The organism is Nocardia sp. GTS18 (genome assembly GCF_013839555.1).
GTDB lineage: Bacteria > Actinomycetota > Actinomycetes > Mycobacteriales > Mycobacteriaceae > Nocardia > Nocardia rosealba.
Genome location: NZ_JACBIU010000020.1, coordinates 1 through 23,849, shown reverse-complemented (window position 1 = coordinate 23,849; position 23,849 = coordinate 1). Strand labels below are relative to the sequence as shown.

The 23,849-nt window shown below is 67.9% G+C and carries 24 protein-coding genes; 14 read left to right on the top strand and 10 right to left on the bottom strand.

Annotated elements, in window-relative coordinates:
- Window positions 1-58 precede the first annotated feature (58 nt).
- Genes HYG95_RS16785 through HYG95_RS16775 form a run of 3 tightly spaced genes read left to right on the top strand, consistent with a single transcriptional unit; the run spans window position 59 to window position 3,826 of the window.
- Window positions 59-1,441 (top strand): styrene monooxygenase/indole monooxygenase family protein, encoded by a 1,383-nt coding sequence (locus HYG95_RS16785; protein WP_181698872.1) that lies wholly within the window; start codon window positions 59-61, stop codon window positions 1,439-1,441.
- 40 nt (window positions 1,442-1,481) lie between these two features.
- A complete protein-coding gene (gene sfnG / locus HYG95_RS16780; RefSeq protein WP_181698871.1) occupies window positions 1,482-2,597 on the top strand; it encodes a dimethylsulfone monooxygenase SfnG in 1,116 nt (371 codons plus the stop codon).
- Window positions 2,597-3,826 carry an SfnB family sulfur acquisition oxidoreductase gene (locus HYG95_RS16775; RefSeq protein WP_181698870.1) on the top strand — a complete coding sequence of 410 codons (1,230 nt, stop codon included), beginning with the start codon at window positions 2,597-2,599 and terminating at the stop codon, window positions 3,824-3,826. The genes sfnG and HYG95_RS16775 overlap by 1 nt, the downstream gene beginning before the upstream one ends.
- 94 nt (window positions 3,827-3,920) lie before the next feature.
- Here the strand turns inward: HYG95_RS16775 and HYG95_RS16770 are convergent, their stop codons facing one another.
- The 6 genes from HYG95_RS16770 to HYG95_RS16745 form a co-directional block, all read right to left on the bottom strand.
- Entirely contained in the window at window positions 3,921-4,478 is a 558-nt protein-coding gene (locus tag HYG95_RS16770; RefSeq protein ID WP_181698869.1) for a MerR family transcriptional regulator, read from the bottom strand.
- Window positions 4,479-4,645: 167 nt separating this feature from the next.
- On the bottom strand, window positions 4,646-5,119 hold the full coding sequence (locus tag HYG95_RS16765; protein WP_067488679.1) for a bifunctional nuclease family protein: 474 nt from the start codon (window positions 5,117-5,119) through the stop codon (window positions 4,646-4,648).
- A 173-nt stretch (window positions 5,120-5,292) separates the two neighbouring features.
- Window positions 5,293-6,048, bottom strand: coding sequence for a MerR family transcriptional regulator (locus HYG95_RS16760; RefSeq protein WP_084476286.1), 756 nt, complete (start codon window positions 6,046-6,048; stop codon window positions 5,293-5,295).
- A gap of 70 nt (window positions 6,049-6,118) precedes the next feature.
- Complete coding sequence (locus tag HYG95_RS16755; protein ID WP_067488683.1) at window positions 6,119-6,604, bottom strand: FHA domain-containing protein; 486 nt, start codon at window positions 6,602-6,604, stop codon at window positions 6,119-6,121.
- A gap of 108 nt (window positions 6,605-6,712) precedes the next feature.
- Window positions 6,713-7,111 (bottom strand): glycine cleavage system protein GcvH, encoded by a 399-nt coding sequence (gcvH, locus tag HYG95_RS16750; RefSeq protein ID WP_067488684.1) that lies wholly within the window; start codon window positions 7,109-7,111, stop codon window positions 6,713-6,715.
- Window positions 7,112-7,153: 42 nt separating this feature from the next.
- A complete protein-coding gene (locus HYG95_RS16745) occupies window positions 7,154-7,789 on the bottom strand; it encodes a CDP-alcohol phosphatidyltransferase family protein (protein ID WP_181698868.1) in 636 nt (211 codons plus the stop codon).
- A gap of 123 nt (window positions 7,790-7,912) precedes the next feature.
- Here HYG95_RS16745 and HYG95_RS16740 point away from each other — a divergent pair, with 123 nt between their 5' ends.
- From HYG95_RS16740 to HYG95_RS16730, 3 genes are all read left to right on the top strand, one after another.
- Window positions 7,913-9,310 carry a DUF2252 domain-containing protein gene (locus tag HYG95_RS16740; RefSeq protein ID WP_181698867.1) on the top strand — a complete coding sequence of 466 codons (1,398 nt, stop codon included), beginning with the start codon at window positions 7,913-7,915 and terminating at the stop codon, window positions 9,308-9,310.
- Window positions 9,311-9,442: 132 nt separating this feature from the next.
- Window positions 9,443-10,324, top strand: coding sequence for a nuclease-related domain-containing protein (locus HYG95_RS16735; protein WP_243749953.1), 882 nt, complete (start codon window positions 9,443-9,445; stop codon window positions 10,322-10,324).
- A gap of 22 nt (window positions 10,325-10,346) precedes the next feature.
- Window positions 10,347-10,997, top strand: a complete 651-nt coding sequence (locus HYG95_RS16730) for a phosphatase PAP2 family protein (RefSeq protein ID WP_356983194.1) — start codon at window positions 10,347-10,349, stop codon at window positions 10,995-10,997.
- Here HYG95_RS16730 and HYG95_RS16725 read toward each other — a convergent pair.
- The gene (locus HYG95_RS16725) at window positions 10,912-12,843 is read right to left on the bottom strand and encodes an acyl-CoA dehydrogenase (protein WP_181698865.1); all 1,932 of its coding nucleotides are present in this window, start codon (window positions 12,841-12,843) and stop codon (window positions 10,912-10,914) included. The two genes, HYG95_RS16730 and HYG95_RS16725, sit on opposite strands and share 86 nt — an antisense overlap.
- Before the next feature lie 101 nt (window positions 12,844-12,944).
- Here HYG95_RS16725 and HYG95_RS16720 point away from each other — a divergent pair, with 101 nt between their 5' ends.
- The 3 genes from HYG95_RS16720 to HYG95_RS16710 are packed head-to-tail and all read left to right on the top strand — an operon-like array spanning window position 12,945 to window position 16,140.
- Window positions 12,945-13,592, top strand: a complete 648-nt coding sequence (locus tag HYG95_RS16720; protein WP_181698864.1) for a TetR/AcrR family transcriptional regulator — start codon at window positions 12,945-12,947, stop codon at window positions 13,590-13,592.
- Between the two features lie 2 nt (window positions 13,593-13,594).
- Window positions 13,595-14,512 carry an ABC transporter ATP-binding protein gene (locus HYG95_RS16715; protein WP_181698863.1) on the top strand — a complete coding sequence of 306 codons (918 nt, stop codon included), beginning with the start codon at window positions 13,595-13,597 and terminating at the stop codon, window positions 14,510-14,512.
- The gene (locus HYG95_RS16710) at window positions 14,509-16,140 is read left to right on the top strand and encodes an ABC transporter permease (RefSeq protein WP_181698862.1); all 1,632 of its coding nucleotides are present in this window, start codon (window positions 14,509-14,511) and stop codon (window positions 16,138-16,140) included. The genes HYG95_RS16715 and HYG95_RS16710 overlap by 4 nt, the downstream gene beginning before the upstream one ends.
- Before the next feature lie 35 nt (window positions 16,141-16,175).
- On the opposite strand, the gene HYG95_RS16705 is transcribed toward HYG95_RS16710, so the two are convergent.
- Window positions 16,176-17,672: a sugar transferase gene (locus HYG95_RS16705; RefSeq protein ID WP_181698861.1), complete on the bottom strand. Its 1,497-nt coding sequence runs from the start codon at window positions 17,670-17,672 to the stop codon at window positions 16,176-16,178.
- A 486-nt stretch (window positions 17,673-18,158) separates the two neighbouring features.
- Between HYG95_RS16705 and HYG95_RS16700 the strand changes: the two genes are divergently transcribed.
- Genes HYG95_RS16700 through HYG95_RS16685 form a run of 4 tightly spaced genes read left to right on the top strand, consistent with a single transcriptional unit; the run spans window position 18,159 to window position 21,857 of the window.
- On the top strand, window positions 18,159-19,400 hold the full coding sequence (locus HYG95_RS16700) for a class I SAM-dependent methyltransferase (RefSeq protein WP_181698922.1): 1,242 nt from the start codon (window positions 18,159-18,161) through the stop codon (window positions 19,398-19,400).
- The gene (locus HYG95_RS16695; protein ID WP_181698860.1) at window positions 19,397-20,173 is read left to right on the top strand and encodes a glucose-1-phosphate cytidylyltransferase; all 777 of its coding nucleotides are present in this window, start codon (window positions 19,397-19,399) and stop codon (window positions 20,171-20,173) included. The genes HYG95_RS16700 and HYG95_RS16695 overlap by 4 nt, the downstream gene beginning before the upstream one ends.
- Entirely contained in the window at window positions 20,170-20,820 is a 651-nt protein-coding gene (locus HYG95_RS16690; protein ID WP_370465823.1) for a PIG-L deacetylase family protein, read from the top strand. Before HYG95_RS16695 ends, HYG95_RS16690 begins: the two co-directional genes overlap by 4 nt.
- A 2-nt stretch (window positions 20,821-20,822) precedes the next feature.
- Complete coding sequence (locus HYG95_RS16685; protein ID WP_181698920.1) at window positions 20,823-21,857, top strand: NAD(P)-dependent oxidoreductase; 1,035 nt, start codon at window positions 20,823-20,825, stop codon at window positions 21,855-21,857.
- Here the strand turns inward: HYG95_RS16685 and rfbC are convergent.
- Window positions 21,835-22,398 (bottom strand): dTDP-4-dehydrorhamnose 3,5-epimerase, encoded by a 564-nt coding sequence (gene rfbC, locus HYG95_RS16680; protein WP_181698859.1) that lies wholly within the window; start codon window positions 22,396-22,398, stop codon window positions 21,835-21,837. The genes HYG95_RS16685 and rfbC overlap by 23 nt on opposite strands.
- 14 nt (window positions 22,399-22,412) lie before the next feature.
- Between rfbC and HYG95_RS16675 the strand changes: the two genes are divergently transcribed.
- Window positions 22,413-23,495 (top strand): methyltransferase domain-containing protein, encoded by a 1,083-nt coding sequence (locus tag HYG95_RS16675; protein WP_181698858.1) that lies wholly within the window; start codon window positions 22,413-22,415, stop codon window positions 23,493-23,495.
- Between the two features lie 144 nt (window positions 23,496-23,639).
- On the opposite strand, the gene HYG95_RS16670 is transcribed toward HYG95_RS16675, so the two are convergent.
- The coding region (locus tag HYG95_RS16670) for a hypothetical protein (protein ID WP_181698857.1) at window positions 23,640-23,849 on the bottom strand (210 nt) is incomplete at its 5' end.

The following is a 23,849-nucleotide window of genomic DNA, read 5'->3' as shown; positions in this document are numbered from 1 at the left end:
TGAATTCGCGCTGATCGCAACACTCTTCATCGGGTGCAGGTCAGCGCAGTATTCCGGTATGACATCGCAGACTCCCGCTTCCCGCTCCACTCGTTCGGCCGCGGTAATCGGCGCCGGCCAAACCGGCGTCACTGCGGCGCTAGGACTACTCGACGCCGGTTTCACCGTCACCCTCTACAGCGACCGAGATCAACGCGCACTGCGCGACGAGGTGCCCGCCACCGGCACCGCCCTCGAATTCGGCGAAACCCAGCAGGCCGAAGCCGCGCTCGGGCTCGACAGCTACACCGGCCGCGCACCCCGCCACACCGGACTCAGTGTCCGCATCGCCGGACCGGAGAACGCCGAACTGATCGCCTTCGACGGCACCTTCGACGGGTATGTCGGGGTCGCGGTCGACACCCGGCTCAAGGCCGACGAACGACTCACCGCCTTCCGTGCGCGCGGCGGCGAGTTCGTCGTCGACAATGTCACCCCGCAGTCGCTGGACGCGATCGCCGCCGCCAACGACCTCACCCTGGTCGCCACCGGTCGCGGCGGGTTGTCCGATCTCTTCCCGATCGATACCACCCGCACCGTCTACGACAAGCCGCAGCGCTCGCTGCTCACCGTCACAGTGACCGGTCTCGGCTACGACTCCGGTGTGTTCGCACACCGGAGCCCGGCAGGCGGTGCGCACAGCCTGTTCTCCATCCTGGCCGAACAGGGCGAAGCGTGGTGGGGCCCGTACCTGCACAAGGATGTGGGCCCGAGCTGGGCGTTCCTCGGCTGGGCGCGTCCCGGTAGCGACTGGGAGACCCGATTCGCCGCGGCCGATTCCGCCGAGTCGGCGTTGCGCATCGTGAAGGACCTCTACCGCGACTACATCGACTGGGACCTGCCGGAGGTCCAAGCCACCCAGGTGATCGCCGAAGACCCGCACTCCTGGCTCAAAGGCGCGGTGCGCCCGGTCGTGCGGGCGGGTGTGGGACGCACCGAGGGTGGCCACCCGGTCGCCGCCCTCGGCGACACCGCGGTCGCCTACGACCCGGTCGCCGGGCAGGGCGCCCAGAGCGGGTTGATCCAGGCCCAGCGCCTGGTCGCGGCCGCCGCCGTGCACGACGGGCCCTTCGACGAGCAGTGGATCGGCGAGCAGTACGCCGCGTTCCTGGCCGCCCGCAGCGATGCCGCCGCCAAGGTGACCCGGCTGTTCCTCAGCGACCCCGAGTTCGCCGACATCGGCGGCCAGTTCTTCGCCACCGCCGCCGTCGACCCGCGCTTCGCCTCGGCGCTGGTCGCGCTGCTGCACCGGCCGCAACCGTTCCTCGCCATCGACACTCCCGAGGACGCCGCCGCCTATATCACCCAGGTCACCGGCGTGGACGCGGGCGAACTGCTGGCGAAGTTCGCACCCGCGGGCCGTTTCGCACGCTCGACCTTCGCACCGGTCGCCGTCGGATAGCGACAGCCAACCCACTCCCGCACGAACCTCTGGAGCAGCTATGACAACCGAGCGGATCACCGATCAGATCCAGTTCGCCTACTGGGTGCCGAATGTGAGCGGTGGCCTCGTCACCAGCGATATCGAACAGCGCACCAGCTGGGATTACGAGTACAACAAGAAGCTCGCGCAGACCGCGGAACGCAACGGCTTCGACTACGCCCTTTCGCAGGTGCGCTACACCGCCTCCTACGGTGCCGAATTCCAGCACGAATCCACGTCCTTCAGCCTGGCATTGTTGCTGGCCACCGAACGGTTGAAGGTGATCGCCGCCATTCATCCGGGGTTGTGGCATCCGGCGGTGCTCGCGAAGTTCGGCGCGACTGCCGATCATCTCTCGAACGGCCGGTTCGCGATCAATGTGGTGTCGGGCTGGTTCGCGGGTGAATTCCAAGCTCTCGGCGAACCCTGGCTCGAGCACGACGAACGGTATCGGCGCAGCGGCGAATTCCTCGAGGTGATCCGCAAGATCTGGACCGAGGACGAGGTGAACTACGGCGGCGATTTCTACCGCATTCGTGATTTCACTCTGAAGCCGAAACCTCTGAACACCCCGGAGCGACCCAATCCCGAACTGTTCCAGGGTGGCAACTCGACGGCAGCCCGGCGCAACGGCGGCCGCTACGCCGACTGGTATTTCTCCAACGGCAAGGACTTCGACGGCGTCACCGAACAGCTCGACGATCTGCGAGCCGTCGCCCGGGAGAACGACCGCGAGGTGAAATTCGGGCTCAACGGGTTCATCATCGCCCGCGACACCGAGAAGGAAGCGCGCGATACGTTGCGCGAGATCATCGAGAAGGCGAACAAGCCCGCGGTCGAGGGTTTCCGCGACGCGGTGCAGCAGGCGGGTGCGTCCACCAGCGACCGCAAGGGTATGTGGGCGGATTCGTCGTTCGAAGATCTCGTGCAGTACAACGACGGATTCCGCACGCAGCTGATCGGCACCCCCGAGCAGGTGGCCGAGCGGATCGTCGCCTATCGCGATCTTGGGGTGGACCTGATTCTCGGTGGATTCCTGCATTTCCAGGAGGACATCGAGTATTTCGGGGCGAAGGTGCTGCCGTTGGTCCGTGAACTCGAGGCGGCCCGGGTTCCCGCGACGGTGGTCGGCTGATGACCGCGGCCACCGCCCAGCTCATCACCTCCGCCGACCAGGCCGTGTCCGTCGCGGCCGAGCTCGCCCGCGAGTTCGCGCCCGGCGCCGCCGCCCGTGATCGCGACCGCGAACTGCCGTACGCGCAGCTGGATCGGCTGGCGTCCTCGGGTCTGCTCGCGATCACGGTTCCCGCCGAATTCGGTGGGGCCGATCTGGCGCCGAGCGTGGTCACGGAAGTGGTGCGGCTGCTGGCGGTGGCCGATCCGAACATCGCGCAGATCCCGCACAGTCATTTCGTCTATCTGAACTTGTTGCGCCTGGCCGGCACGGACGGACAGCGACGCGAATACTTTCGAGCGGTCCTCGCCGGTGCGCGCATCGCCAATGCCCAATCCGAACGCGGCGGCCGGACCATCACCGACATCTCGACCACGCTGCGTCCGGTGGACGACGAATTCCGGATCGACGGCACGAAATACTATTGCACCGGCTCGCTGTTCGCGGATCTGCTGGCCGTGCTGACCCGGCTCGACGACCCGGACGCGCGCAGCGGCCTGCCCGCGGGCGAGTACATCGCCTACCTACCTGCCCGATCGCCGGGCGTCCGGATCGTGGACGACTGGAACGGCCTCGGTCAGCGCACCACCGGCAGCGGCACCGTCGAGTTGGACGATGTGCGGGTGCGCGCCGAGCAGCTCGTCCCCCGGGGGAAAGCCCTCGCCGGGCCCACCGCCTACGGCGCGTACGCCCAGCTTCTGCACGCCGCGATAGACACGGGTATCGCACGCGGAGCCCTCACCGCCGCAACGGAATTCGTGCGGAGCCAGGCCCGGCCGTGGTTCGAGGCCGGTGTCGATCGTGCCATCGACGACCCGCTGCTGATCCAGCGATTCGGCGAGTTGGTGGTGACGGTGGCGACGGCCGAAGCGACGCTGACTGCCGCGGCGACCGCCGTCGATTCGGCGATCCGGGGCACGCTGCCGGGCACCGACGAACAGACCGCCGCCGGTCAGGCATCCCTGGCCGTCGCGACGGCCAAGATCGTCGCCGACCGCGCGGCCGTCGACGTGTCGGCCGCACTGTTCGAGGTGAGCGGAACCCGCAGTGCCGCAGCGGATCTCAACCTGCACCACTTCTGGCGCAACGCGAGGACGCACACACTGCACGACCCGGTCCGCTGGAAATACCATCACCTCGGCCGTGCTCTACTCCACGGCACTCCGCCGCCCGCCCACGGCACCTTCTGACTGCTCGACCGACAGCTGAACGACACCCCGCACACGTGATCGCGAATCGCGCGTACACGGAGTCACCGTGTACGCGCGAGATCATCGCGCATCGCTAACCGGTCTTGCGGTTCTCCCTGACCTTGCGGCGGTAGGACAGCTCGTCCTCCGGGCGGTCGGTGATGGCGGTGGCTCGCTCGGCGGGGAAGTCGGCGATGGCGCCGGTCAGTTCCCGCATGGCACCGCTGACCGCGATTCCGAAGACGCCCTGCCCGCCCTGCAGTAAATCGACGACTTCCTCGGGTGAGGTGCATTCGTACACCGAGGTGCCGTCGGAGAACAGGGTGATCCCGGCCAGATCACCGACGCCACGACTGCGCAGGTGATCGACGGCGATCCGGATGTTCTGTAAAGAGATGCCCGCGTCCAGCAGGCGCTTCACGATCTTGAGGACAAGGATGTCCTTGAACGAGTACAGCCGCTGGCTCCCAGATCCCGCGGCGCCCCGGATCGACGGGACGACCAACCCGGTCCGCGCCCAGTAGTCGAGCTGACGGTAGGTGATTCCCGCGACCTGACACGCGCTCGGCACCCGGTAACCGACCAGATCATCCGGAACCGAGTCGTCCGGGAACAAGCCAGGCTGCACTACATCCTGCGTTTGCTCTTCCACTGACCGCTCCTTGCTCTGCCGACGTTCTCGAGTACCGGAGTCACGACGGATGTTGCCCGACTTTCGAGGTTACTCCTGTCATTGTCGGACCCATACGGTCATCGGACCAAGCACCGTGAGCGGCGATTCCCTCGACCTCTACTTCAGGGTCAGAAAAAAGTCCGGCCCTAGCTGTCGGTCGCCTTGAAGTCGTCGGGGGACACCGAGTCGAGGAACTCCTTGAACTTCTCGACCTCGTCCTCGCGCTCGTCGGGCATCACCAGCCCGGCCTCGGCGAGCACCGGCTCCTCGGCGAAGATCGGGCATCCCACGCGCAACGCGATGGCTACCGAGTCCGATGGTCTGGCCGAGACCCGCAGGTCGCCGTCGAAGACCAGATCGGCGTAGAAGGTGCCCTCCTGCAGATCGACGATCCGCACTTCCTTGAGGGTGTGTCCGAGTTCGGTGATGAGAATCTTGATCAGATCGTGAGTGAGCGGACGGATCGGGGTGACCCCTTCCTGCTCGAGCACGATCGCGGTGGCCTCGGCCTGCCCGATCCAAATCGGCAGATACCGCTCGCCCGCCGCCTCCCGCAGCAGCAGCACGGGCTGGTTCTGTGGCTGCTCGACACGGATGCCGATAACGCGCATCTCACTCATGCTGTTACACCTCGCATGCTCGGGCGGCCTCCGTGGTTACGCTCCGCTGCCGCCTCCGGCCGCTGACCTCTCATGCGTAGTCCTGCCTCCCATACTCGCCGCCGACGGCACGACCGCTGCCCCGCCCGGTATCACGAGTCTAGGCGAATCCGGCCACCCGGCGCTCGCGCGCGTCAGCTACCCAACGCGTTGCGCACTGCGGCTTTCACCAGTGCCGCATGCAGGTTCAGTGACAACGCGGCCAATTCGCGAACTGTTTCCTCGGCGCGGGCCCGCGCGTCGGCGTCGCGGCTCTTCGCGATCGGTGCGGCGATCTGGGCGACCAGCGCCGCCTCACGGTCGGCGGCCAGCTTGAACGCGCGCAGATGCCGTGCCTCCAAACCGAATTCGGCCATCGCCTTGGCCGCGCGCGCCAGCGTCACCGCATCGGCTTCGAAGAACCCACCCGCGCCAGGGACGATGAGTCCGGCGCGGAGCAGGTCGTCGAGGAAACGCTCCTCGATGCCCGCCTTGGCGAGCAGATCGGCGCGGGTGAGCCGCACCGCGACATCGAACCGTAATTCTTCGGGCGTGATCTCCCCCGGAACGACACCGAGGCGGCGCGGCGCGGCGGGCGCGTCGTCCTCGGTGTACTCCTTGACGCCACGCAGGGAGTGCGCGCGGGCTCGCGCCTCACGCACACCCAACGTCGCGGCACCGCTGTCGATCGCTTCCAACTGCTCCTTGATCACCTTCAACGGCAGGTACTGATCGCGCTGTGCGGTGAGCACGAAACGCAGCCGTTCGTAGTCGGCCACCGAGAACCGCCGGTATCCCGACGGTGTCCGTTCCGGCCGGATCAGGCCCTCCGATTCGAGGAACCTGATCTTGGAGATGGTGATGTCGGGAAAATCTGGTCGCAGCAGGTCGAGCACGGAGCCGATCGACATCCCTCCGCGCGCCCACTGCGCCGCCCCGGTCACAGCACTGCGCCCTTCGCGAGCACCAGCACCGGACGGGTCATCGCGAACCCGCGCCCGTCGACGACTCGGTGGCCTGCGCGCGCGGCCCCGTCAGGAAGACCAGCCGGAACTTGCCGATCTGGACTTCGTCGCCGTTCTGCAGCTCCGAGGAATCCACCGGCTCCCGGTTGACGTAGGTGCCGTTGAGGCTGCCCACATCCACCACCTGGAACGAGTCGTCGTCCTGCCGGAACTCGGCGTGCCGACGGCTGACGGTGACGTCGTCGAGAAAGATGTCACTGTCGGGGTGGCGACCGGCCGACGTGGTCGGCTGGTCGAGCAGAAAGCGCGAACCCGCGTTCGGGCCTCGCTTGACCACCAGGAGGGCGGCACCGACCGGCAGGCCCTCGACGCCCTGCACCGGCTGTTCGCCGGCCGGCTCTCCGGAGCGCGACGAATCGACCTCGTTGAGGAAATCCGCGCGGAAGACCGATGTCGTCTCGGCCGCGGTCTCCCCGTAACCCGGGTCCCTGTTCTCGCTCACCGTTTCTCTCCTCCTCGAACCTGATTATCCATGCAAGCAGGTGCTGTCTTCGGCATTGACCGTACCCTGCCGGGGCGTGCCCGTGCAGGGAGAACTGTGAAGGCTGCGTCAGCCCCCGATAACTCCTTGATAACCCGCCGCATCCAGCAGTTCGGCGAGCGCCGCGTCCAGGCTCGCCGCGTCGTCGAAGGCGAGCTCGAACAACCAGCCCGCCTCGTAGGGGTCGCTGTTGAGCGTCTCCGGGGCCTGGACCAGATCCTCGTTCACCGCAACGACTTTGCCGCTGAGCGGGGCGTAGATGTCGGACACGCTCTTGGTCGATTCGACCTCGGCGATGCTCTCGCCCGCCGTGACGTCGGCATCGGCGTCGGGCAGTTGGACGAACACCACGTCACCGAGCTGTGACTGGGCGTAGTCGGTGATACCGACACGGACCGCTGTGGGGCTGGTCCGCCGCACCCATTCGTGCTCCTCGGTGTAGTGCAGATCCTCAGGGGTCCGGGTCACAGGACGTCCTTTCGTCGTGAACGTTGCACGCAACAGTAACGGCTAGCTCCCTCGGTGCGGCACAGGCGGTATCGATCGTGCGACCGCGACCGCCAGCCCCGCGTAGAGCACGCCCGTCCACACGTACAGTGCGGTGCCCCAGATCAACAGTGCCCAACCGAAGGCCCAGCCGAAACCCGCCCCCGCCCAGTCCATTTCCCCGGTGAGCAGCCACGGCAGACCCGACATCAGCGCGAAGGTCGCCGCTTTGCCCAGGTAGATCACTTCCGGTGCGGGCAGCTCACGCCGTTTGTACACCGACAGGGTCACGGTGAGAACAAGGTCGCGAGCGATCAAGATCACTGCCAGCCACCACGGAATCAGGTCGCGCAGTACGAAGGCGGCCAGTGTCGTCAGCAGATACAAGCGGTCGACGAACGGGTCGAGCAGAGCGCCCAGACGCGAGGACTGATCGAGCAGTCTGGCCAGTTTGCCGTCCAGGAAATCGGTGAAGCCGCTGGCGATCAGCAGGGCGAAGGCCCAGCCGTCGGCATGTTCGACCAGCATCAACCACAGGAAGACGGGGATGCCGATGAGGCGGAGCACGCTCAGGGCGTTGGGCACGGTCAGGATGCGGTCGCTGAACACGCCACCGCCGTCGGTGTCGCTCGTGCCAGGCGTTCCCGATTCGGTTGCCACGCCCCTGCTTACCGCACCGACCCCCCGACGCGCCATCCGGCCACGCCGAAACCCGCGCCCATTTCGTGGCAGGTGATTCGGTCGTGGCACTGTCCGGCCGCCGAACCGCTAACCTCGACAGTCGTGTCCGACAGTGGTATCGATCTGCGCTCCTCCGTCTCCCCCGAGCAGGCCCGCGCCCGTGGCCGTGCCGCCGCCGCGAAGGTGCCGGTGACCGAGCGCGATCGCCCGGCCGAGAGTCCCGACCGACCGGGGGTGCTCGAGTTCGTCGAGGCCAGCAACCAGGGCAGGTTGCAACACCTGATCCCGTTGCGCATCGGCAGGATGGCGGCCTCGCCGTTCAGCTTCTTCCGCGGCGCGGCGGGCCTGATGGCCGCCGATCTCGCGGCCGGTCCGGACAGTGGTCTGCCCGCCCAGATCTGTGGCGACGCGCACGCCGCCAACTTCGGCCTCTACGGCACCCAGCGGGGCGAGATCGTGATGGATATCAACGATTTCGACGAGACGATTCTCGGGCCGTGGGAATGGGATCTCGAACGCCTCGCCGCGAGCCTCGTCCTGGCCGGACGCGAGAGCGGTGCCGACGCCGACGACTGCCTGCGCGCGGCCCGCGATGCCGCGGCCTCCTACCGACGGACCGTCGCCGGCCTCGCCGAGCTGCCGTTCCTGCAGTCCTGGACCGATCTGCACGACGAGTCGATTCTCACCAAGGCCAAGGCCCAGGACCTGCACGACGACTTCAAGAAGGCCGCCAAGAAGGCGCGCAAGAACACCAGTGCGAAGGTGGTCGCGAAACTGACCGAGCACATCGACGATCACGAGACCGGCATCCGCAAGCACTGCTTCATCAGTGATCCCCCGGTCCTCACCGCGGTCGACGAGCAGGTCCGGGAGGCGGTGATCGACGGGCTGGAACGCTACGCGGGCACCATCCGGGAGTCGCGGCGCACGCTGCTGTCGCGGTTCGCGGTCTCCGATGTCGCGTTCCGGATCGTCGGCACCGGCAGCGTGGGGCTGCACAGTTACGTGGTGCTGCTGCACGGCAACGACGGCGAGTCGCTGGTGCTGCAGGCCAAACAGGCCAAACCCTCGGCGCTCGCACCGTTCCTTCCCGCAACCACCCACCGGCACGAGGGTGAGCGCATCGTCGCCGGGGCGCGCAGCGTGCAGTCCGATACCGACATCCTGCTCGGCTGGACGACCATCGAGTTCGACACGCCACTGCCGTTCATCGTGCGTCAGTTCCGCAACTTCAAGGGCGCCATCGACCCGGCCGCGTTGTCCGCCGACGATCTCGACGACTACGGCAGGCTGGCGGGTGCCCTGCTGGCACGGGCGCACGCGCGCTCGCTCGACCCGCGCACGCTGGCCGGATACCTGGACGGCGACGGTGCCGACGACGACCGCTTCGAAGAGGCCGTGGCACGCTTCGCGGTGCGCTACGCCGACCGCACCGAAGCCGATCACGCGCAGCTCGTCGCCGCCGTCGAGGCGGGCAAGCTCGCCGCCGAGCCCAGCTGAGCCGCGCGGCGCCGACCAGGCACCGGCCGCATCCTGACCGGCATCGGCACGTCGGCGAGCTACGATGTACGCCAACGGTTCTCGGCTTGCGGCGCCACCGACCAAGAAGGGCGGACCTCCATGCTCGTGCGCGTGCAGAATGCGGCAGGCACCGATGCCGAGCGGGCACTGATCAATTGGCTGCGCACCTGGAAGGACCCGTCGAGTCCGCACGGTGTCGCCACCATCAACTGCAGCCTGTTCCACAACGATCGGCTGCACCAGTTCGACGCGGTGGTGTGGACGCCGACCAGCTGTGTGGTGATCGAGGCCGAAACGTTCACCGCCACCCAGCACGGTGTCCTCGAGATCCCGCTCAACGGCCCGTGGATGGTCTCCGGTGAACTCGCGCAGTTCGCCGGTGGTGAGAAGTCGACGCCGCTGGAACGTTCCAGGGAACACACCTTCGCGCTGCAGGACTACCTCGCCGCGCGTGGGCTCGGGCAGCGTGCGGTGCACGGGCTCGGCTTGATCGTGCCGCAGCCCGGCGCCGACATCGACATCCATCAGGGTTGGCACGACCCGAGTTTCGACGTGGTCGTCACCGACGATCCCTACCGGCTCGAGCAGTATTTCGAGGTGCTCGCCGAAAAGGAACACAACCGGTGGACGGCCAACGACATCGCCATCGCTTTCCGTGGCCTCGGCATCCTGCCGTACCTGCCTGCCCCGCAGGATCTGCTCAACGAGGGTTTCCTCGGGCCGATCGATGTGACGCTGTGGCACGGTGGGCCCACCCAGGCCCAGGCCGAGGCGTACGCGGAGGAGCAGGCACGGCTCGAGCAGGAGGCGCAGTCGCGGCGCGGTCTCGTCGCACCCTGGTACAGCCCGTGGAAGCTGTACCCCCGGGTCGGTGGTGATCTGGATTTCGGGCGCGCGTTCCTGCGGATCACCCTCGCCGTCGGCATGATCATCGCGATCGTGTGGGTGCTGTGGTTCGTGGTCACCGCTGTGCTCACCTATGGGCCGGCCTGAGCCGGACGCTATCGTCGGGGCCGTGATCCACCCCGGCCAGGCACTTCGCACAACCGTCCTCGCGGCCTGCGCGAGCGTCACCGCCCTGATCCCGCTTACGTTTCCGGCCGACGACGGGGCGACCGATATCGACCGGGCGATAGCCGAACCGGTGCAGCGTTCGGTCTCCCCCGAATGGGGCTCGATTCTGGTGTCGCCGAGCAACAGCGCGACCGTACTCATCGGGTTGCTGGGGTTTTGCTGCTGGTTCCTGGTGCGGCGCCAGTGGTGGCGCGCGGCGACGATGCTCGTCGTCCCGGAGGTCGCGGTGACGATCAATACGTGGTTGTTGAAGCCTTTGTGGGACAGGCAGTTACACGACTATCTGGCCTACCCGAGCGGCCACACCGTCCACTTGGTCGCGGTCGCAACGACATTCGCGTGTCTGGTGACGAGCGCCCGGGCGCGGCTCGTGGTCGTCGCGCTCACCGCCCTGGCGCTCGTCCCGGTCACCCTGGGGATGATCGAGCGGGGCTACCACCACGCCACCGATGTTCTCGGCGGCGCGGCGGCAGCGGTCACCCTAGCCGTCGCGGGGGTGTGGGCTGTCAGCTGCGGTCGAAAACGCTGGCGTCGTGCAGCATCTCGGCCCGCAGCATCGACTCCGGCACACCCATCGCCTCCACCAGCGTGAGCGCGTCGGGACGCAGCCGGTCGACGAGCTCGTTCACTCCGCGCCGAACCGCCTTGGCCCGTTCCACCGACATGAACCGGTGCATGATGTACCAGGCCAGGTTCTCCTCCAGCGAGGAATACACGTAGAGGTCGCAGACGGTTTCGGCCAGCGCCCTCGCATCGGGATCCTCGATGGCGGCGATCCCGTCGACGAATTCCTCCAGCACCAGCCGATCGATGTGGGCGGCGCCGGCGGCGAGAATGTGGTCCTGGGCGTTGTTGAACGCCTCGAACGGACCGGTGTCCTCGGCACGGGCCCGCAGCCGGTGCGCGGCGGTGCGCAGCAGGTAGTCCTCGCGGTCGGCGAACAACTGCAGCTGCACATCGCGCTTGGACAGGTCACCCTCGTCGACCGATTCGTCGTTGCGGTCGCGCAGCGTCTGAATGAGTTGGCGCACACCGGTATTGCGGCGGACCACGTCGCCCGCCATCGTCGCGGCGAAGCGCACCCAGCCGAGTGCGTCCAGGTCGCGGATCTCGTCGGCGTAGGCGGTGAGCAGTTCCTTGGCGACCAGCTGGGTGAGGACCACGTTGTCGCCCTCGAAGGTGGTGAACACGTCGGTGTCGGCCTTGAGCGTCACGAGACGATTCTCGGTGAGATACCCGGCGCCGCCGCAGGCTTCGCGGCATTCTTGGATGGCGCGGGTGGCATGCCGGGTCTGGGCGACCTTCAGACCCGCGGCGCGCTTCTCCAGCGAACGCTGCGCGCCGGGCTCGATCTCGGCGCCACGCTGGACGAGGTCCATCCGGCGCACCAGGTCGTTCTGCGCGAAGGCCAGCGCGAACGACTTCGCGACCAGCGGCAGCAGCCTGCGCTGGTGGCTGCGGTAGTCCAGCAGCAGGGTTTCCGCACCGGTGTCGGGGTCGGCGAACTGACGCCGGGCAAGGGCGTAGCGCACCGCGATGCTCAGCGCCACGCGCGCTCCCGCCGCAGCGGCGCCACCGACGCTCACCCGGCCGCGCACCAATGTGCCGAGTGTCGTGAAGAAGCGCCTGCTCGGGTTCTCGATCTCGGAGGTGTAGGTGCCGTCCGGCGCGACATCGGCGTAGCGGTTGAGCAGGTTCTCGCGCGGGATGCGCACGTTGTCGAACACGATGCGCCCGTTGTCGACACCGGGCAGACCACCCTTGCGGCCGTCGTCGGAGGTGGTGACGCCGGGCAGGTCGGCGCCGTTCTCGTCACGAATGGGCACCAGGAAGCAGTGCACGCCCTGGTTCTTGCCCCCGGTGACGAGCTGGGCGAACACCGCCGCCATCCGGGCGTGCTCGGCGGCGCCACCGATGTAGTCCTTGCGCGCCGACGGCGTCGGGGTGTCGACCACGAATTCCTGAGTGGCCGGGTCATAGGTGGCCGTGGTCTCGAGAACCGCCACATCGCTGCCGTGCCCGGACTCGGTCATCGCGAAACAGCCGAGCAGGTCGAGGGAGATGAGCCGCTTGATGTAGTCGCGGTGGCGCTCGGTGCCGAGGTTTTCCACCGCACCGCCGAAAAGGCCCCACTGGACGCCGGATTTCACCCACAGCGAGAGGTCGGCGTAGGCCAGCATCTCGAGACCGGTGACCGCGCCGCCCGGGTCGCCGGTGCCCCCGTTCTCGGGGCGGAACCCACGCTCGGGGTAACCCATTCCCGCGATGACCCGCATCTGCTCGAGCACCCGTGCGCGGGCGTCCTTCAGATCGAGGTCGGGATCGCCGGTGAAGCGGTCGTCGGCGAGCTGGGTGCGTGCCTGTTCCCTGACCGCGCGCCACGGTCCGTCCAGCGCTGCGCGGAGGTGTTCTGCCGTCGTCGATGTGCCGGTAGCCATGTCTTCGACCATAGCCCGGTCGGCGGCGTACCGGCGGCGGTGAAACTCCTTCCGGCTACCTCTTGTGGACGGATTGAACACTCGTTTAGTATATTGAACATGTGTTTAACCAACAGCCCGTTTCGCAAGGATCCCCCACCGACCTGAGCACCGCCGCGCGCATCCGTGACGCCGCGATCGACCTGTTCGGAGAGCAGGGATTCGGTGTCGGCGTGCGTGCCATCGCCACCGCCGCCGGGGTGTCACCGGGCTTGGTCAATCACCACTTCGGGTCCAAGGACGGCCTGCGCGCGGCGTGCGACGAACGAGTGATCGAGATCATCCGCGACGAGAAGTTGCGGGCCATCCGCGCCACCGGTCCGACCGGGATGCTCGACGCGTTGGCCGAGATCGAGATCTATGCACCCTTGGTGGCCTACATGCTCCGCAGCTTCCAGGCCGGCGGACCGCTTGCCGAGTCGCTGCTCGAGCACATGATCGACGACGCCGTGCAGTACACCCAGACCGCCGTCGACGAAGGCCGCATCAAACCGAGCCACGATCCCGTGGCCCGTGCCCGCTATCTGGTGCTCTGCCATGTCGGAGCCATGAACCTCTATCTGCAGATGCGTAGTCAGCGCGAGGGAAAACTCGACTACCGCAAGGCGATTCGCGAGCTGTCCACCGAACTCACCTTCCCGGCCGTCGAGCTCTACACCCAGGGCATGCTGACCGACCCGTCTCTGCTCGACTCTCTCCTCGAGGAGTAGCAATGCCGTCCCCCACCCAGCAGGTCGTCGAAACCCAGGGCCTGCGCAAAACTTTCGGCCGCTTCACCGCTCTCGACGGGCTGGACCTCCAGGTCGGACCCGGTGAGATCCACGGGTTCCTCGGACCCAACGGTGCGGGCAAGTCCACCACCATCCGCATTCTGCTCGGCGTGCTGCGAGCCACCGACGGTTCGGCCCTGCTGTTCGGCCGCGATCCATGGGCCGACGCGGTGTCGCTGCACGAGCGGATCGCTTATGTGCCAGGCGATGTCACGCTGTGGCCGTCGCTGTCGGGCGGGGAGACCATCGACCTGCTCGCCCGCATGCGCGGTGGGCTCGATCAGGCACGCCGGGCCGAGTTGATCGAGCGCTTCGAACTCGACCCGACCAAGAAGGCACGCACCTACTCCAAGGGCAACCGGCAGAAGGTGGCGCTGGTCTCGGCGTTCTCCGCCGAGGCCGACCTGCTCATCCTCGACGAACCGACCTCGGGCCTGGATCCGTTGATGGAGCAGGTCTTTCAGGAATGTGTGCGGGACGCTGCCGCGCGCGGCGCGACGGTGCTGCTGTCGAGCCACATCCTCTCGGAGGTGGAGCACCTGTGCGACCGGGTGACCATCATCCGGGCGGGGCGCACCGTCGAGTCCGGTTCGCTGAGCGAACTGCGGCACCTGAGCCGCACCGCGATCACGGCCGAATTGATCGGCGACCCAGGCGATCTGAGCACGCTGGCCGGCGTCGAGGACGTGGAGCGTGACGGTTCGACCCTGCGCTGCCAGGTCGACGCCGACAACCTGGGCGCGCTCATCCGGGTACTCGGCGACGCCGGTGTCCGAAGCCTGACCAGCACTCCCCCGACGCTGGAAGACCTGTTCCTGCGCCACTACCACGTCGATCTGCCCGAGAAGGTGCGCGCATGAGCACGCTCGCCGCCACCGGTCGATTCACCGGAACATCCCGCGCCGCAGACGAATTCACCGGCACGGGGCAAATGCTGCGGCTTGCGCTGCGCCGTGACCGGGTGGTCGCCCCACTGTGGGCATTGCTGATCGGGCTGATGCCGGCGATCCAGGTGGTGTCGATCAAGGATCTCTACACGACACAGGAACAGCTCGACAGTTTCGCCACGACGACGGCCGCCAGCCCGGCGCTGGTCGCCATGTACGGCCCGGTGTTCAGTTCGGCCCTCGGCTCGATCGGCACCTGGAAGGCCGGGGCCATGTACGCACTCATCGCGATCGCGGCCGTGCTCACCGTGATCCGGCATACCCGGGTCGAGGAGGAGACCGGGCGCGCGGAACTGGTCGGCGCGACGAGCATCGGCCGGTTCGCCGGCCTCACCGGCGCGCTCCTGCTCACCAACGGCGCGTCGGCGATCGCCGGAATCGCCTGTGCGGCTTCACTGCTCGCGACAGACCTGCCCCTCGCCGGGTCGGTCGCGTTCGGTGCGGCACTGGCCGGCTCCGGTGTCGTCTGGGGCGCGGTGGCCGCGGTCGCCGCGCAGTTGAGCACGGGTGCAAGGATCGCGCGTGGCATCGCCCTGGGATCTCTGGGTGCGGCGTTCGCCGTGCGTGCCGTCGGTGACGCGGGAAACGGTGTGCTGTCGTGGTTTTCGCCGGTGGGCTGGTGCCTGCAGATCCGGCCGTTCGCCCAGGAGCGCTGGTGGGTGCTCGTGCCGCTGCTAGTCCTCGGCGCCGGTGCGACGCTGCTCGCCTACCAGCTGCTGCGTACCCGTGACCTCGGCGCAGGCCTGTTGGCCGACCGACCGGGGCCGGCTACCGCGGGCGCCGGGCTTTCGGGGCCCTTCGGACTGGCCTGGCGGCTACAACGCGGGTCACTGCTCGCGTGGACAACCGGTTTCGCCCTCTACGGTCTGCTCATCGGTGGCGCGGTGACCGGCATCGGCGACATGCTCGACGGCAGTGAATCGCTGCGCGATGTGATCACCTCGCTCGGCGGATCGGACGATCTGGAGAAGTCGTTCATCGCCTACGCGATCGCGATGCTCGCGGCCGCCGCGGCGGCCTACTCGGTGTCGGCCGTGCTGCGACTGCACGAGGAGGAGAACACCGGTCGCACCGAAAGCGTGCTTGCGGCCGCTGTCGGCCGGATCCGGTATGCGGGCAGCCATCTGCTGTTCGCCCTCGGCGGTCCGGCGGTGGGCCTGCTGGCCGCCGGGCTGGCGATCGGTGTGGTCTGGGGCGCGACCGGTGGCGACCCGGCAAGCAAGATCGGCCAGGCGCTCGCGGCGGCGGCCGTGCAACTGCCCGCCGTGTGGGTGGTCACCGCCGTCGCGGTGCTGCTCGTCGGCGCCCTGCCCCGATTCGCGCCGCTGAGCTGGGGTGTGTTGAGCGCGATGGTCGTCGGGTTCCTGCTCGGCGCACTGGGCAGCTTCCCGCAGTGGGTGCTCGATCTGGTGCCATTCGTGCATCCGCCGAAGCTGCCGGGCGCGGAGTTCACCGCCACCCCGATCGTCTGGTTGCTCGCGGTCGCGGGAACCGGCATCGCGGTGGGCTTGTTCGCCTACCGTCGCCGCGATCTGCGCTGAAAGGGACTGGGCCGGTGCGTGTTCGGCGCACCGGCTCAGTACGCGCCCTCGCCCCGGGTGACCACCCCGATGGTTCGTGCGATGAGGGCGACATCCAGCACCATCGACCAGTTCTCCACGTACGACAGGTCCAGGCGCACCGAATCCTCCGGTGACAGGTCCGAGCGGCCACTCACCTGCCACAGCCCGGTGAGCCCCGGCTTCACCAGCAGCCGCCTGCGCATCTCGCCGTCGTAGGTGTCGACCTCACGCTGCACCTGCGGCCTCGGCCCGACCACGCTCATCTCACCGCGCAGCACATTGAAGAACTGCGGCAGCTCGTCGAGACTGTATTTGCGCAGGAAGCGGCCGACCGGCGTCACCCGTGGATCGTCTTTGACCTTGAAGAACACCGGGTTTCCGCCGTGCTCGGCGATGAGTTCGTCGACGGCGGTGTCGGCATCCGGGCGCATACTGCGGAACTTGATCATCCGGAACGGCACGCCGTCGCGGCCGATCCGCTCCGACAGGTAGAACACCGGGCCGGGGCTGCTCAGCTTCACCGCCAGCGCGATGGCGAGCAGCACCGGTGCGCTGAGCAGCACCACCATGGCCGCGAAACAGAAGTCGAACAGCGCCTTGCGGGTGGACTTGGCCCGTCCGTAGCGCGGCCGGTCGATGTGCAGCATCGGCATCCCGGCCACCAGCCGGTGATTGAGGCGCACACCGGCGATGTCCACCACACCCGGTGCCACGATCAGATCGACGCCGAGCGGGTCGAGTTCCCAGGCCATGCGCCGCAATTCGGCCGGGCCGAGATGGTCGGTCGCGGCCACGGCCACCGAGCCGGCCCCGCTGCGGCGCACGGCGTCGAGTACGGAGCGGTCGTCACCGAGAACCGATGCGCCACCGAGAGTTTCGACGCGCTCCCCCGGTCCGGTAGGCACGCACACCCCGACCACCCGGTATCCGGAGGCCGGGTCGTCGGTGAACGCCGTAGCCATGGCGTGGGCGGCTTCGGGCGAGCCGACGACGAGCACCGCGGTGTGGCAGCGGCCTTCGGCCCGCAGGCTGCGCAACTGCCTGCGCCAGGCCAGTCGTCCGGCGATCAGGCCGAAGAGTCCGGCGGGCAGGGCGATGGCCAGGTAGCCGCGGGCGAATTCGATGCGGAACAGCAGCGCGAGGATGGCGAGGACACCGAACAGGCGCAGGCTCGCCGACACCAGCCTGCGGAATTCCTCGCTGCCGGTGCCGATCACCTGGGGTGCGCGGGTGCCGTACCCGTGCAGTAGCGCGAGCCAGCCGAGCGCGAGGGCGAGCGACACCGCGGAGTAGCCGATGTCGTACGGCAAGGGCCAGGCCAGCGTCGAGTCGACGGGTCCGTCGAAACGCAGCGCCTGCGCGGTACCGACGGCACCCACGACAGCGACGGCATCGGTGACGATCAGGCGCCGCACGAATGCGGTCTGCCAGCTTTCCCGTCGCAAGTCGCGCACCGCGTGCACGCCGGTGACGGCATCCATCTCGCCACTACTGGTGAGCTCGTAGCTCATGAACCGACACACCTCCCCTATCGGGAGTCGAACCCTTCCGATCGCCGGCGACCAGAACGCGACCAATGCGATGGCCGCTACGCCCCTCGATTCGAAACCCGTGGGACGATCGTTACACATCGCCGAAATTCCTCCACATCGAAGCGCAAGCGCCACAACGCGATCCAGAGATTAGCTCAGCAAGGTGGCGAGCGGTGGACGAGATCACGGAAAGTCCATTGCATTTCGACATGAAAGCAGGACAACCGATTTCTCGAGTGGGTGACATCACATTCATCGCAGGAATGGTCGTCTTCGCCGAAAATTAGCCGATCGCGGTTTCACCTGGCCTGATCCCCGATATGGGCACCGCGGTGTTTTCCGGGTCGCAACATTTTCCGGCGGCTATGGTCCGGGCCGCGCTGTAACGTCTCGTCCCGCAGGACCGACGTCCGGCATGTCCGGCATCGGCCGCGACAATTCTCGCGTCTGATGAAGGTGGACCCGTTGCAATGTCGGCTGTGTGATTCCGGGCAGCTCACGAGCGTGCTCGACCTGGGCGCCACCCCGGCGTGTGAGAGCTTCCTCGACAGCGAGCGGCTCGAGTCACCCGAAATGACCTATCCGCTGCATCTGCGACTGTGTGAACAATGCCTGCTGTTGCAGATCCCGGCACTGATCACCCCCGAGGACACCTTCACCGAGTACGCCTATTTCTCGTCGTTCTCCGACAGCTGGGTGCGTCATGCCGAGGACTTCGTCGACACCGCGGTGCGGCGTCTGGGACTCGGGGCCGAATCGTTTGTCGTCGAGGTGGCGAGCAACGACGGGTATCTGCTGCGGCACGCGGTGGCGCGCGGTATCCCGTGTCTCGGCATCGAGCCGTCGGTCAATGTCGGTGCCGCCGCCCGCGCGGTCGGTGTGCCGACGGAAACCGCGTTCCTGCACGAGGATTCGGCCGCGCAGGTGCGAGCCGAGCACGGACCGGCCGATCTGGTCGTCGCCAACAACGTCTATGCCCACATCCCCGATCTGCGCGGTTTCACCCGGGCGCTGCGCACCCTGCTCAGTGACGACGGCTGGCTCAGCATCGAGGTGCATCACGCGCTGAACCTGGTGCGCCACGGCCAGTTCGACACCATCTATCACGAGCACTTCCAGTACTACACCGTGCACTCGGCGCAGCGCGCGCTCGCGGTGGGCGGCCTGACGATCGTGGACGTGGAGTTGCTCGACACCCATGGCGGTTCGCTGCGGCTGTGGGCGCGCCCGGACGCCGTCGCCGAGCCCGGTCCGCGGGTCGCCGAGGTGCTCGACCTCGAACGCGAAGCCGGGCTGCACACCCCCGTCGGATATCTGGACCTGGCGCCGCGCGCGGAGGCGGTGCGCCAGGAGTTGCTGCGCTTCCTGCTCGACTGCCGTGCGCAGGGCAAGCGGGTCGTCGGCTACGGTGCTCCCGGCAAGGGCAACACCCTGCTCAACTACTGCGGCATCCGACCCGACCTGCTCGAGTACACCGTCGACCGCAACCCCTACAAACACGGGCGCTACACCCCTGGCACCCGTATCCCGATCCATCCGCCGGAGCGCATCGACGCGGACCGGCCCGACGTGGTGCTCGTGCTGCCCTGGAATCTCGAAACCGAGATCAGCGCACAGCTGCGCCACGTGGGCGAATGGGGCGGCGAACTGGTTTACCCGCTGCCGGTGCTGCACCGCGGCGAGCTGGAAACGAGAGTGAATCGATGAAGGTCGTGTTGTTCTGCGGCGGGTACGGCATGCGCATGCGCGGCGGGTCCGACGACATCGTGCCCAAGCCGATGCAGCTGGTCGGTCCGCGACCGCTGCTGTGGCACGTGATGCGGTACTACGCGCACTTCGGGCACAAAGAGTTCATCCTGTGCCTCGGCTACGGCGCCGAACACATCAAGAACTTCTTCTTGACCTACCAGGAGACAGCGTCCAACGACTTCGTCATCCGCGACGGAAAGGTCGAACTGCTCGGCACCGATATCAGCGACTGGTCGATCACCTTCGTCGACACCGGGGTGGAGTCGGCGATCGGCGAGCGGTTGCGCCGGGTGCGCGAGCATCTCGACGGTGACGAGTTCTTCCTGGCCAATTACGCCGACGTGCTCACCGACGCACCGCTCGACACCATGATCGAGCGTTTCCACGCCTCGGGGGCGGCCGCGTCGATGATGGTCGTTCCCCCGCAGTCCTCGTTCCACTGTGTGGACATCACCGACAGCGGCGAGGTGAAGGACATCATGCCGGTGGCGCGGATGCCGCTGTGGGAGAACGGCGGGTTCTTCGTGCTCAGCCAGGAGATCTTCGATCTGTTGCCGCCCGGGGGCGATCTGGTGGCCGACGCGTGCGGCACGCTGGCCGGGCAGGGCCGCCTGTTCGGGTACCGGCACCTGGGTTTCTGGAAGCCCGCCGACACGTTCAAGGAGCGCGCCGAACTCGACGATGCCTACCGCAACGGTTCGCGGCCGTGGATGGTGTGGGAGTCGGCGTGATCGGTTTGTTCACCCGTCCGCCGAAGCGGATCGCGGTGCTCGGCGCGCACTGTGACGATATCGCCATCGGCATGGGTGCCACCCTGCTCGCGCTCACCGCCGCCGACCCCGAGGTCGAGGTGCGGGCACTGGTGCTCTCCGGTGGCGGCACCGCGCGCGAGGACGAGGAACGCGCGGCGCTCACCGCCTTCTGCTCCGGGACGAAACCCGAGCTCGAGGTGCTCGACGTGCCGGACGGGCGCGCGCCCGCGCACTGGGACCGGATCAAGGACGCGCTCGCCGCGTTCCGCCGCGGCGGTGAACCGGAGGTGGTGTTCGCGCCGCATCGCGGTGACGCTCACCAGGATCACCGGTTGCTCGCCGAGCTGGTGCCCACCGAGTTCCGTGACCACCTGACCCTCGGCTACGAGATCCTCAAGTGGGAGACCGACACTCCGGCGCCCACGCTGTACCACCCGATGGATGCCGAACTGCTGCACCGCAAGTCGCGGTTGCTGCACGAGCACTATCCGTCGCAGACGGGCCGTGACTGGTTCGACGAACAGGCCTTCCTCGGGCTGGCCCGGATGCGTGGCGTGCAGTGTCACGCGCCGTATGCCGAGGCGTTCGTGCTCGACAAAGCGATCATCAGATGGGAACAGACGTGAACATGCGGGTACTTGTCACCGGGCATCAAGGGTACCTCGGCACAGTGATGGTCCCGATGCTCCAGGCGGCGGGCCACGAGGTCACGGGTCTGGACATCGGGTACTTCGCCGAGTGTGTGCTCGGCGAATTCGCCGGTGACCCAGCGGGTCTCGCCGTGGATCTGCGGGAGGTGACGGTCGAGCAGTTGCGCGGATTCGACGCGGTGATCCACCTGGCGGCCCTGTCGAACGATCCGCTCGGCGCGCTGGCGCCCGAGATCACCTACGACATCAACCATTACGCCTCGGTCCGGTTGGCACGCCTGGCCAAGGAAGCAGGGGTGCGCCGGTTCCTGTACGCCTCCACGTGTTCGGTGTACGGCGCGGCGGGCGAGGAGCTGGTCACCGAACAGGCACCGCTGCGCCCGATCACGCCGTACGCCGAGAGCAAGGTGCGGGTCGAAGACGATGTGGCGGCGCTGGCCGACGACGACTTCGTCCCGGTATTCCTGCGCAACGCAACGGCTTTCGGGTTCTCGCCGCGACTGCGTGCCGATATCGTGCTCAACAACCTGGTCGGGTACGCGGTGCTCACCGGTGAGGTGAAGGTGCTCTCCGACGGCACGCCGTGGCGCCCGCTGGTGCACGCCGCCGATATCGCGACCGCGTTCGCGATGTGCCTGACCGCGCCGGCGGCCGACGTCTCGTGCCGCGCGTTCAATATCGGTACCGAGGTCAACAACCTCACTGTCGCCGAGATCGCGGGGGCCGTGGTGGACGCGGTGCCGGGTTCGCGGTTGGTGATCACCGGTGAGAGCGGTGCCGATCCGCGCTCGTATCGGGTCGACTTCTCGGCCGCGCGCGAGATTCTCGGCTTCGAGGCTGCGTGGACGGTGCCCGCCGGTGCCGAGGAGCTGTTCACCGAATACACCACGCGCGGACTCACGTCCGAGGCGTTCTTCCAGCGTTTCACCCGACTGCCGCACCTGCGTGGGCTGTGCGAGGCGGGTGTTCTCGACGAGCGGTTGCGCCGGATCAGTGCGCGGGCGTCAGCGTAGCGCGCAGCCGCGCCCAGCTGCCCGCGCGCGCGTCGCGCTCGGAGACCACGGTCACCGGCAGCGGCCAGTCGATGTCCAGGTCGGGGTCGTCGTAGGCGACCCCGAGGTCTTCGGCGGGGTCGTGTGGGCGGTCGATGCGGTAGCACACGTCGGCGACCTCGGTGAGCGCCTGGAAGCCGTGCAGGAAGCCCGGCGGCACGTACAGGTGGTGGAACAGCTCGTCGTCGAGGCGGAAGGCTTGCCGCGCACCGAAAGTGGGCGAACCGGGGCGGATGTCGACGAGTACGTCGTGCACCGCGCCGTGCGCGCAACGCACCAGTTTGGCCTCGCCACGACCGCCGCGCCCGTGCATGCCCCTGACCACCCCGCGCTTGGACCGCGACTGCGAGTCCTGTACGAATCTCGCTGCGGCACCGTCGATTCCGAGATGGGCATCGAATTCTTGGGCGTCGAAGGTGCGGGTGAACAGGCCGCGGTCGTCGCGGAACGGCTCGGGGACGAGCACAACCACGTCGGCCAGTTCGGTCGCTTCGATACGCACGAGGACATCCTGCCATGACCCGCCGCTGCCGAGGTTGCGGTGACACCGCGCTGCGCACCCTGCTCGACCTGGGCACGGTGCCCGCCGCCGACCACTTCCCATCTCGGGATTCCCCGGTCCAGCCTGCCGAGTCCGGGCATCCGCTGCGGATGGACCGGTGCACGGCGTGCGGTCTGGCGCAGCTCGCCGACGACGACACAGTCACCGCCGAACCGCGCGGGATCGAACCGCAGGCGCTGCGCGATCAGGCGGCCGACGCGATCGACCGGGTGCGGGCGGCCGGTCTGCTCGCCGGCGCGACCGTGACCGAGTTCGGCAGTCCGCACGGCGGTACCTGGTTGCCGCTGCCCGGTTTCACCGAAGCCACCGGGCCCGCCGATGTGGTCCTCGACTGTTTCGGCATCATGCACGAACCCGACCAGCGCGCCGCCTTCGCCGCCCGCGCCGCAGCGACCGCGCCCGCGGGCGTGCTGCTCGTGCAGTTCCACTCGCTGGCCGCGATCGTGGCGCAGGGGCAGTGGAATGCGTTGCGGCACGGCCATTTCGCCTACTACTCTCTCGCCTCCCTGCGTACCCTTCTCGCCGCGGCGGGGATGAGCGTCGTGACGGCATGGGAGTTCGACCTCTACGGCGGCACGGTGCTGGTCGCCGCGCGTCACGGTTCGCATCCCGCCGACCGGGCGGTCGAGGAGCTGCTGGCAGCCGAGGAGGTGGTGCTAGCGGCGGCCGGCGGACTGCAGCAGGTGGTGGATCGTCACGTCGACGCTCTCCACGATTGGCTGGAAGACCGTGCCGCCCAGGGTCTTCGGACTTTCGCCTACGGCGCCGCCTCCCGCGCTGTCGCCCTCCTGGCGATGGCGGGCGCGCACCGGGAACTCCTCGCCGGGGTGGCCGATGCCTCGCCCGGCAAACAGGGCCGACGCATGCCAGGAACCGACGTCCCCATCATCTCCCCCGCCGACCTGGTGGCGGCCGAACCCGACGCTGTCCTGCTCACGCTCCCCGACCTCCTCCGCGAAGTCCGAGCTTCCCTACCGCAACTCGACGGCCGCTGGTTCGTCGACGATCCCCTCCGCCCGCGAAAGGTCGACCGGTAGCCGATTCTCGGCAACTTGTCGTCCCCTATCCGCACGACCTGCCGGAAACCCGCTGGCCGAGCGCGCACGGCTGATGGGGTCCACCCATCGAAGGACGGCCGGTACGCCCGGACCACCCGACGTCCGACCTGCGCGCCCGAGGGTTCACGGTGAGCCCGGCGCTGCCGACGTCGAGTTCCCGGGCGGTGTCGACATCGCTCGGTCCCGGTCGCCGACCACCGTGTCGAACATGTGCGGGCGGGTCCGGGTGCGGTTGTGGCGGGTGGCGATCTTCGCGAGTCCCGCTTCGCGGAGCCGAGCGCGCAGGGCGTGATCCTCGGTGATCCGGCTCAGCGCCTCGCGCAGGGCGGGTGG